Source organism: Dokdonella sp. (genome assembly GCF_019634815.1).
In the GTDB taxonomy this organism is placed as follows: Bacteria; Pseudomonadota; Gammaproteobacteria; order Xanthomonadales; family Rhodanobacteraceae; genus Dokdonella_A.
The window spans coordinates 73,180-82,472 of record NZ_JAHCAP010000015.1 but is presented as its reverse complement, the minus strand read 5'-3'; the positions used below and the strand labels follow the sequence as shown (position 1 = coordinate 82,472).

Annotated in this window: 8 protein-coding genes; 6 read left to right on the top strand and 2 right to left on the bottom strand. The window is 67.3% G+C overall.

Going from position 1 to position 9,293, the window contains the following annotated elements; genetic code table 11:
• A partial coding sequence (locus KF759_RS09145; RefSeq protein WP_291224740.1) for a MarR family transcriptional regulator occupies positions 1-267 on the bottom strand: 267 nt, incomplete at its 3' end.
• Positions 268-505: 238 nt separating this feature from the next.
• Here KF759_RS09145 and KF759_RS09140 point away from each other — a divergent pair.
• From KF759_RS09140 to KF759_RS09125, 4 genes are all read left to right on the top strand, one after another.
• Complete coding sequence (locus tag KF759_RS09140; RefSeq protein WP_291224738.1) at positions 506-1,054, top strand: O-acetyl-ADP-ribose deacetylase; 549 nt, start codon at positions 506-508, stop codon at positions 1,052-1,054.
• 104 nt (positions 1,055-1,158) lie between these two features.
• Positions 1,159-2,970: an assimilatory sulfite reductase (NADPH) flavoprotein subunit gene (locus tag KF759_RS09135; RefSeq protein WP_291224736.1), complete on the top strand. Its 1,812-nt coding sequence runs from the start codon at positions 1,159-1,161 to the stop codon at positions 2,968-2,970.
• Position 2,971: 1 nt separating this feature from the next.
• Positions 2,972-4,666, top strand: a complete 1,695-nt coding sequence (cysI, locus tag KF759_RS09130; protein WP_291224734.1) for an assimilatory sulfite reductase (NADPH) hemoprotein subunit — start codon at positions 2,972-2,974, stop codon at positions 4,664-4,666.
• On the top strand, positions 4,663-5,388 hold the full coding sequence (locus KF759_RS09125) for a phosphoadenylyl-sulfate reductase (RefSeq protein WP_291224732.1): 726 nt from the start codon (positions 4,663-4,665) through the stop codon (positions 5,386-5,388). The genes cysI and KF759_RS09125 overlap by 4 nt, the downstream gene beginning before the upstream one ends.
• Before the next feature lie 47 nt (positions 5,389-5,435).
• Here KF759_RS09125 and KF759_RS09120 read toward each other — a convergent pair whose 3' ends face one another.
• Entirely contained in the window at positions 5,436-6,440 is a 1,005-nt protein-coding gene (locus tag KF759_RS09120) for a LysR substrate-binding domain-containing protein (protein WP_291224730.1), read from the bottom strand.
• Positions 6,441-6,726: 286 nt separating this feature from the next.
• Here KF759_RS09120 and cysG point away from each other — a divergent pair, with 286 nt between their 5' ends.
• Both cysG and cysK read left to right on the top strand, forming a co-directional pair.
• Positions 6,727-8,220 carry a siroheme synthase CysG gene (cysG, locus tag KF759_RS09115; protein ID WP_291224728.1) on the top strand — a complete coding sequence of 498 codons (1,494 nt, stop codon included), beginning with the start codon at positions 6,727-6,729 and terminating at the stop codon, positions 8,218-8,220.
• Between the two features lie 63 nt (positions 8,221-8,283).
• On the top strand, positions 8,284-9,261 hold the full coding sequence (cysK, locus tag KF759_RS09110) for a cysteine synthase A (protein ID WP_291224726.1): 978 nt from the start codon (positions 8,284-8,286) through the stop codon (positions 9,259-9,261).
• Positions 9,262-9,293 lie beyond the last annotated feature (32 nt).

Genomic DNA, 9,293 nt, shown 5'->3' with positions numbered 1-9,293 from the left:
ACGGTCGGCAGGGTCGGCGCGGCGCTCGATGTAGCCGGTCTTCTCGAGCCGGTCGATCACCCGGCCGACCGGAATCGGCTCCATGTCGAGCAGTTCGGCGAGTTCGCTCTGGCTCAGGCCTTCGCTGCGCCGGATCGTCTTGAGCGCACGCCACTGCGCGCGCGTGAGCGCAAAACGCGTCGCCCGCCGATCGAACACGGTGCGCATCTGGCGCATCGTGTCCTGCATCAGATAGGCGAAACTGCTGTCGGTGACCTTGACCATCATGGCCGCGAATATTATGGCCTAGGCAACAATCCATCAATACTCTCCGGTTTACTTTATTGCACTGCGTCAAACGGCGTTCAGCTTGGACGCGGGCGCCGGCCCTGCCGTCCGCGCGTCGACCGTGACTGCACGCCCGCGTCAAAGACGTCATCTGCCGCCAATGGTTGACATCGCCCTTGCGCTTGCCGACCGCAACTGCGCGCGCCAAGCTCACGGTGCCATTCCTGCGGGGCCCGACATGTCCAGCCCGATCGAGGTCATCGAAGCCGACATCACCGCGCTCGCGGTGGATGCGATCGTCAATGCAGCCAACGAGACCCTGCTCGGCGGCGGCGGTGTCGATGGCGCGATCCATCGGGCTGCGGGACCGCAGCTTCTGGCGGCCTGCCGCGCCCTGCCACAGGTCAAACCCGGCGTGCGCTGCCCGACCAGCGAGGCGCGGCTGACGCCCGGTTTTGCGCTGCCCGCACGCTGGGTCATCCACACGGTCGGGCCGGTCTGGGACGGCGGCTACGAGGGCGAGGACGAGCTGCTCGCCGCCTGTTACCGCAATGCGTTCGCGCTGGCCCACACCCATGGCATCGGCTCGATCGCCTTCCCCGCGATCAGTTGCGGGGTGTTCCGCTTTCCACCGCAGCGTGCGGTGCCGATCGCGGTCGCCGCGGCGCACAACTGGCTGGCCCGACCCGGCGCCCCAGGCCGGCGTGTGCTGTTCTGCTGCCACGATGCGGCCATGGCCCAGCGCTACCGCAGCGCGCTTGCCACCGGCCCCGAGGGAGCGGACTGACCGCGCCGGCATAAGTACATGCCGAGCCATCCTTTTCTCGGCCGCCGGGGCCTCGCCTAGCATCCATCCGATGGACGTCTGGACGTCCACGCTTGGAGCCTTGCATGTCTGCCGTCGAACCCTTGCGATTGCCGTCGCCGATCCTCGACGAGGACAAGGCCGCGCTGCTCGCACGCCTGCTCGACGGCCTCGACCAGGCCGGCCTCTACTGGCTGTCGGGCTATACCGCGGCACTGGCCGGCGTGGGCAGCGGCGCGGCACGCGCACCGGCATCAACGCCAGCCGAAGCTGCGGCCGTGCCGCGACTCACCATCGTCTACGGCAGCCAGACCGGCAATGCCAAACGCGTCGCCGAGCGACTCGCACGCGATGCCGAGGCGGCCGGCCTTGCGGTGCGCCTGCTGCGCGCGGGCGCTTATCCGCTGCGTGAGCTGGCCCAGGAGCGCCTGCTCGCCGTGGTCATCAGCACCCAGGGCGAAGGCGAACCGCCCGACGACGCCCGCGGCTTCGTCGAATTCATTGCCGGCAAGCGCGCGCCCAAGCTGCCGGAGCTGCGCTACACCGTGCTCGCGCTCGGCGATTCGAGTTATCCGAAATACTGCGCCATCGGTCGCGAACTCGATGCGCGTCTGGCCGCTCTGGGCGCAACACGCCTGGCCGAACACGTCGACGCCGATGTCGATTTCGAGGCCGCTGCCGAGCCTTGGGCGACGCGCGCCCTCGCAGCCACGCGCGAGGCACAACGTCAGGCCGCGCCCTTGGCCACGGTCACGCCACTGCGCCCGCATGCCGCGTCGGCCACGCATTCGCGCGAACGACCGTTCGCGGCACCCGTGCTCGCCAACCAGCGCATCGTCGCGCGCAGCAGTGCGCGCGACGTGCGCCATGTCGAACTCTCGCTCGAAGGCTCGGGCCTGCACTACGAACCCGGCGATGCGCTCGGCGTATGGCCACGCAATTCACCCCGACTCGTCGAGGCCGTGCTTTCCACCCTCAAGCTGGACGGCGATCAACCGGTCCAGCACGGCGGCCAGACGCTGCCGTTGACCCAATGGCTGGCCAGCAAGCGCGAGCTCACGCGGCTCGCGCGTCCGTTTGTCGCCGCGCACGCGACCCTCTCGGGCGATTCAGACCTCAACCATCTGCTCGCAGCGGACCAAGCACCCCCCCTAGCCCAGTTGCTGGCCAGCCACCAAGTCCTCGACCTGCTGCGCGCCTACCCCGCGAAGTGGGATGCCGAAGGCTTGGTGGCGGCGCTGCGTCCGTTGATGCCGCGTCTGTATTCGATCGCCTCCAGTCGCAGCGTGGTGGGCGATGAAGCGCATCTCACCGTTGCCGTCGTCGACTACGAGGCTTTCGGCAGCCGCCATCACGGCGCCGCATCGCGGCATCTTGCCGACGTCGAGGAGGACGCCAGCGTCTCCGTCTTCATCGAAGCCAACGAGCGCTTCCGCCTGCCTGCGGACGCCTCGCGCGACATCATCATGATCGGCCCCGGCACCGGCGTCGCGCCGTATCGCGGCTTCCTGCAGGAGCGGCGTGCCAGCGGCGCGAGCGGTCGCAACTGGCTCGTGTTCGGCAACCGCCATCTGCGCGAGGATTTTCTCTACCAGACCGAATGGCGCGAAGCCCTGCACGACGGCAGCCTGCACCGACTCGATCTGGCGTTTTCGCGCGATGCGGCGCGCAAGGTCTACGTGCAGGATCGCCTGCGCGAACAAGGCAAGGCGATCTGGGCGTGGCTGCAGGATGGCGCGCAGTTGTATGTCTGCGGCGATGCCACGCAGATGGCGCGCGACGTCAACGACGCGCTCATCGCCATCGCCGTCAATCATGGCGGCTACAGCGCCGAGCGCGCCCGGGAATGGCTCAGCGAGCTGCTCACGCAGGGTCGCTACGCACGGGATGTGTACTGACATGGCGCCGCAGGTTTCCGAAGTCGAACACATCAAGGAACGCAGTCGTCAACTGCGCGGCACGATCGTCGAAAGCCTCGCCGATCCGACCACCGGCAGCGTCTGCGAAGACGATAACCGACTGCTCAAGTTCCATGGCAGCTATCAGCAGGACGATCGCGATCTGCGCGAGGAGCGGCGCAAGCAGAAGCTCGAACCGCTGTACGCCTTCATGCTGCGCGCGCGCCTGCCCGGCGGCGTGGTGACGCCCGCGCAATGGCTGGTGTTCGACCAGCTCGCGCGCGACTACGCCAGCAGCGGCCTGCGCATCACCACGCGCCAGACCTTCCAGTGGCACGGCCTCCTCAAGCACAACCTCAAGCCGACCATCGCGGCCATCAACCACGCGCTCGCCAGCACGATCGCCGCCTGCGGTGACGTGTTGCGCAACGTGGTGGCCACACCGCTGCCCGAGCAGTCCGGGCTGCATGCCCAGGCGCTGGCATGGGCAAGCAAACTCTCGGCCGAGCTCGCACCGCAGACCACCGCGTATCACGAGATCTGGCTCGACGGCGAGCAGCTGGTCGGCGAAGCGCCGGTCGAGCCGCTCTACGGCAAGACCTATCTGCCGCGCAAGTTCAAGATCGGCCTGGCCATTCCACCGCTCAATGACATAGACGTGTTCGCCCAGGATCTGGGCCTGATCGCGATCGCCGAGCAAGGCCAACTGGTCGGTTTCAACATCGCGGTCGGCGGCGGCATGGGCGCCAGCCATGGTGATCCGGCAACCTATCCGCGGCTGGCCGAAGTGATCGGCTTCGTGACCGCCGAGCAGTTGCGCGCGACCGCCGAGCAAGTGATCTGCATCCAGCGTGACTGGGGCGATCGCGCGGTGCGCAAGCACGCACGACTCAAGTACACGCTCGATGATCGCGGCACCGATGTGTTCAAGGCCGAGCTGGAAAAGCGCCTTGGCTTCGCACTGCAACCGGCGCGCGCGTTCCATTTCGATCACAACGGCGATCGCCATGGCTGGATTCAGGGCGAGGATGGCCGCTGGCATCTCACGCTCAAGATCGAATCGGGCCGCCTGCTCGATCGCGGCGAGCGCCGCCTGCTCAGCGGCATGCGCGAACTGGCCAAGGTACATCGCGGCGACTTCCGCATGACCTGCAACCAGAACGTCATCATCGCCAATGTCGATGCGGCCGATCGTGCGCGCATCGATGCGATCGTCGCGGCACACGGCTTCGAGGACTACCAGCGGCAAAGCGGGATTCGACGTCACGCCACGTCCTGCGTGGCGCTGCCGACCTGCGGCCTGGCAATGGCCGAGAGCGAACGCTACCTGCCGACGATCCTGCAAAAACTCGAAGGCCTGCTCGAACAGCATGGACTGCGCGATGCGCCGATCCTGTTGCGCCTGTCGGGCTGCCCCAATGGCTGCTCGCGGCCGTATCTGGGCGAGATCGCCCTCGTCGGACGCGCGCCTGGCCGCTACGACCTGCGCCTGGGTGCGGATTTCCGCGGCCAGCGCATGAATCGCCCCTACCGCGAGAACATCGTCGAAGCGGACATCCTTGCCGCGCTCGATCCGCTGTTCGCGCGGTACGCCGCCGAGCGCAACGAGGCTGAAGGCTTTGGCGACTTCCTGCTGCGTGCCGGCGTGCTGCCCGACGAACCCACGCGGCGCATACCGATCGGAGCGATCGCATGAACGCGCTGCCGGTTTTCGCCGACGCTGCCAACGATCCGGGCAGCCTTGCCGACCTCAACGCCTGGCTCGCCAACCAGGACGCCGCCCAGCGCGTGGCCTGGGCCTTGCGCGAACTACCGGGCGAGCACGTGCTGTCGACGAGTTTCGGCGCGCAGGCTGCAGCAATGCTGCATCTGGTCACGCGGCAGGCTCCGCGCATTGCAGTCATCCTCATCGACACCGGCTACCTGTTCCCGGAAACCTATCGCTTCGCCGACGCATTGGTCGAGCGCTTGAGCCTCAATCTCAAGGTCTATCGCCCCGCGCTGGGCGCCGCGTGGATGGAAGCGCGTCATGGCCGGCTGTGGGAACAGGGCCTGGACGGCATCGAGCGCTACAACCGCCTGAGCAAAGTCGAACCGATGCAGCGCGCGCTCGAAGAACTGGGCGCACAGACCTGGCTATCGGGCCTGCGCCGCGCGCAGTCGGAAAGCCGGGCGAATACGCCCTTCGTCGAACTGCGCAACGGTCGCTGGAAGCTGCATCCGCTCGCCGATTGGAGCGATCGCGACATTGGCATGTATCTGGCACGCCACCAGCTGCCTTACCACCCGCTGTGGGACGCCGGCTACGTGTCGATCGGCGATGTGCATACCACGCAGCGCTGGGAGCCGGGCATGAAGGCCGAGGAGACGCGCTTCTTCGGCCTCAAACGCGAATGCGGCCTGCATCTGGAAATCTGACCACAAGCCCGGCGGCGCGAGTGCTTGCACCCGCGTCGTCCGACGCATCAAGCCGCGTGAACCTCCCGCAACCTGGGCGGCTGCACTTCGCGCCAATGTGGCGCCAGCGGCCACTCGCCATCGTAGGCATCGTGATCGAAGGCCCGGCGCACGTCGCGGCGGTCGATCTGCGGCGCGAACCGGGCGATGAATTCGAGTGCGAAGTCACGCAGCACGCGATCACGGCGCAGCACGATCCAGGTGGTGCAGGTTGGAAACAGGTCATCGGCGGACAAGGCGCGCAGATCGCCTGCATCCTCGGGCAGCAAAGCCATCTCGGCGAGGATGCCCACGCCCAGGCCGGCGCGCACATAGGTCTTGATGAGATCGGCGTCGCGCGCGGTGAAGGCCAGTCGCGGCTCGAGGCCGGCTTCGATGAAGGCGCGCCGCAAAGAGGATTCGGGCTTGAGCGAGGATTCGTAGCTCACCAGCGGATAGGCCGCCAATTCTTCCAGTGTCGGCGCGCGCTGCAGGGCAGCCAGCGGATGGTTGCGCGGCACCAGCACGACGCGCTCCCAACGATAGGCCGGCAGGGCGAAGCCTTTGGCCGGCGCGGCCCCGGCGCTGCTGACCACGGCGAGATCCGCGTGGCCATTCGCGAGGACTTCGAGGATTTCGCTGTCGTCGCCCGGCTGCAGGTGCACGCTCACGTGTGGATAGCGGCGCTTGAGCGCGGCAATCGGTGCAGGCAGGGCAAAGCGTGCCTGGGTGTGGGTGGTGGCGATGCGCAGCTCGCCATGTTCCTCATTGCGCAGATTGGCGGCGAGCGCGCGGATATTGGCTGCTTCGGCGAGGATGGTCCGTGCCCGCGAAATCACCTGCCGGCCGGCCGGGGTGATCGATTCGAGGCTCTTGCCCTTGCGGGCGAACAGCTGGAAGCCGAGCTCATCCTCGAGTTGCTTGAGTTGCTTGCTGATGCCGGGTTGGGTGGCATGCACGCGTTCGGCGGCGAGCGTGATGTTGAGGCCGGAATCGGCAATGGCGGCGAGGTAACGCAGTTGGGTCAGATTCATGGGGATCGGCTCGCAGGCGGTCGCAATCGGGAAGGCGTGATGAAGGCATGCGTGGTGGCACAACACATGAACTGGCATTTGTCGAACTGTTTCATCACGTCCCCCTGGTTGGCGCAGCGGCCCGCGGCCATGCGTCACGACAGAATATCCAATCCTTGTTTGGCCGTCTATACGCCCATGAATCCATCATGCCGGGGCGGCATAAGGCAAAAAGCGCTGTTCATTTGTCCGCTGCCTGGCACCGGCGTAGGGTCAGGGCATCTCCTTTTCCGTGCTGGCCGAGCCAATGCCGCTGTTCCCCTTGTTTGCCGACCTGCAGCTCCGCCCCGTCCTCGTGGTCGGCGGCGGTCTGGTGGCCGAGCGCAAGGTCGAGGCCCTGCTCAAGGCCGGGGCGCGGGTCACGGTCGGCGCTCCCGAACTTGGCACCGGGCTTGCCGCAGCGCTGGCTGCAGGCCGCATCGCGCATCGCGCGGGACTGTTCAGCGAGGCCTGGCTCGAGACGGCGTGGCTGGTCGTCGCCGCCACCAGTGACCCGGCGATCAACCGCCGCGTCGCGGCCGCGGCGGCCGACCGCCGACTGTTCGTCAATGTGGTCGATGATGCAGGACTGTCCAGCTTCCACGTACCGGCGGTGATCGATCGCGCACCGCTCGCGATTGCGATTTCCTCTGGCGGTGCGGCACCGATGTTCGCGCGCCTGCTGCGCGAGCGGCTCGAAGCCACGCTCGACCACGCACTCGGGCCGCTGGCCGCACTCGCCGCGCGCTTTCGCCAGCGCATTCGCGCACGACACGCCGCGCCGGCCGCAAGGCGCGCGTTCTACGAACGCCTGTTCAACGGCCCGGTTGCCTCGCTGCTGCGGCGCGGACAAACCGCCTTGGCCGAGGCGGCGTTCGAGGCCGCGCTGGCGGACAGGCCCGCGCCGATTCTGGGTTCGGTAGTGCTGGTCGGCGCCGGCCCGGGCGATCCGGGCTTGCTCACGCTCAAGGCACTGCGTGCACTCAATCAAGCCGACGTGATCCTGCACGACCGGCTGGTCAGCCGCGAAGTGCTCGAACTCGCGCGTCGCGACGCACACCGCATCGAGGTCGGCAAGGAAGCCGGCCGCCATCACACCACGCAAGCCGGGATTCATGCGCTCATGCTCGAACATGCGCACGCCGGTCGTCGCGTGGTGCGGCTCAAGGGTGGCGATCCCTTCGTGTTCGGTCGCGGCGGCGAGGAACTGGAATTCCTGCGCGAGCACGACATTGCGTTCGAAGTGGTGCCCGGAATCACCGCCGCGGTGGCCTGTGCCGCCTACGCCGGCGTGCCGCTCACGCACCGCGATCACGCACAGTCGTTGCGCCTGGTCACCGCACATTGCCAGTCCTCGCTCGACACCCTCGACTGGGCTGCACTCGCGCAGGAACGGCAGACTCTTGCGGTCTACATGGGCGTGGGCGAACTGGAATCGCTGCGCGATCGTCTGCTCGCGCATGGTCGCGGCGCCGACACGCCGTTCGCATTGATAGAAAACGGTTCGCGCGCGCAGCAGCGCGTGATCGTCGGCACGCTGGCGCAGTTGCCCGAGCAGGCACATCGGCATGCCGTGCGCTCGCCGGCCTTGCTGATCCTGGGCGAGGTCGCTGCGCTGGCAACTCGCCTGCACTGGTTCGGCGCACCGCCGCTGGGCGTCGACGATCTCGCCGCGCACGAGGCGATGGCCAGCCTGCCGCAGCGGACGCAACCGAGCGCTGCCGCAGAGATCCGCGACCGAATGCGATGTCGGGCCGCCTGAGGCCGCATCGATGCCTTCACCTCGCTTTCGCGCAATTCCCGTCGCAACCCACAGGACATGGTCATGATCTACAACAGCATCCTCGACACCATCGGCAATACCCCGATCGTCAAACTCAATCGCCTGGCCCCCAAGGGCATCGACCTGTACGTCAAGGTCGAGGCCTTCAATCCAGGTGGCTCGGTCAAGGATCGTCTCGGCATCGGCGTGATCCTCGACGCCGAGCGCAAGGGCCTGCTCAAGCCCGGTGACACCGTGATCGAAGCGACCTCGGGCAACACCGGCGTCGCGCTGGCGATGATCTGCGCCGCGCGCGGCTATCACTTCGTCGCGGTAATGACCGAGACCTTCTCGCAGGAGCGGCGCAAGGCGATTCGCGCCTACGGCGGCAAGGTGATCCTCACCACCGCCGCCGAGCGGGGTGTGGGCATGGTCAAGCGCGCCGAGGAACTGGCGAAAAGGTACGGCTGGTTTCTCGCGCGCCAGTTCGAGAACGAAGCCAATCCGGCCTATCACCGCAGTACCACCGCGGCCGAGATCCTGCGTGACTTTGCCGGCCGCAGACTCGATTACTTCGTCTCCGGCTGGGGCACCGGCGGCACCCTCACGGGCGTGGGCGAAGTGCTGCGCGCGGCGCGACCCGACGTCAAGATCATCGCCACCGAACCGCTCAATGCGGCACTGCTGTCCGGCCAGACGTGGAATCCGCACAAGATCCAGGGCTGGACGCCGGACTTCCTGCCCGGCGTGCTCTCGCGCACGGTTGCGCACGCGATCGAGCCGGTCGATGAAGTGACCGCTCGCGACACTGCGCGCCGCCTGTCGGCCGAGGAAGGCATCTTCGTCGGCCTGTCCTCGGGTGCGACGCTGGCCGCCGCGCTCAAGGTCGCGCAAACCGCGCCGCAAGGCTCGGTGCTGCTGGCGATGCTGCCGGATACCGGCGAGCGGTATCTGTCGACCTTCCTGTTCGAAGGCGTCAATGAAGGTTCGGACGACGAGTGGCTCGCCTCGCTCGATGCACCGAAGAAGAACGCGGCCTGAGACCAAGGGCTGCGCCACGCACGATCACGACT

Bases quoted from the DNA above. Each gene is read 5' to 3' on its own strand.
- KF759_RS09140 (WP_291224738.1), top strand. From the start codon at position 506: ATGTCCAGCCCGATCGAGGTCATCGAAGCCGACATCACCGCGCTCGCG.
- KF759_RS09135 (WP_291224736.1), top strand. From the start codon at position 1,159: ATGTCTGCCGTCGAACCCTTGCGATTGCCGTCGCCGATCCTCGACGAG.
- cysI (WP_291224734.1), top strand. From the start codon at position 2,972: ATGGCGCCGCAGGTTTCCGAAGTCGAACACATCAAGGAACGCAGTCGT.
- KF759_RS09125 (WP_291224732.1), top strand. From the start codon at position 4,663: ATGAACGCGCTGCCGGTTTTCGCCGACGCTGCCAACGATCCGGGCAGC.
- KF759_RS09120 (WP_291224730.1), bottom strand. From the start codon at position 6,440: ATGAATCTGACCCAACTGCGTTACCTCGCCGCCATTGCCGATTCCGGC.
- cysG (WP_291224728.1), top strand. From the start codon at position 6,727: ATGCCGCTGTTCCCCTTGTTTGCCGACCTGCAGCTCCGCCCCGTCCTC.
- cysK (WP_291224726.1), top strand. From the start codon at position 8,284: ATGATCTACAACAGCATCCTCGACACCATCGGCAATACCCCGATCGTC.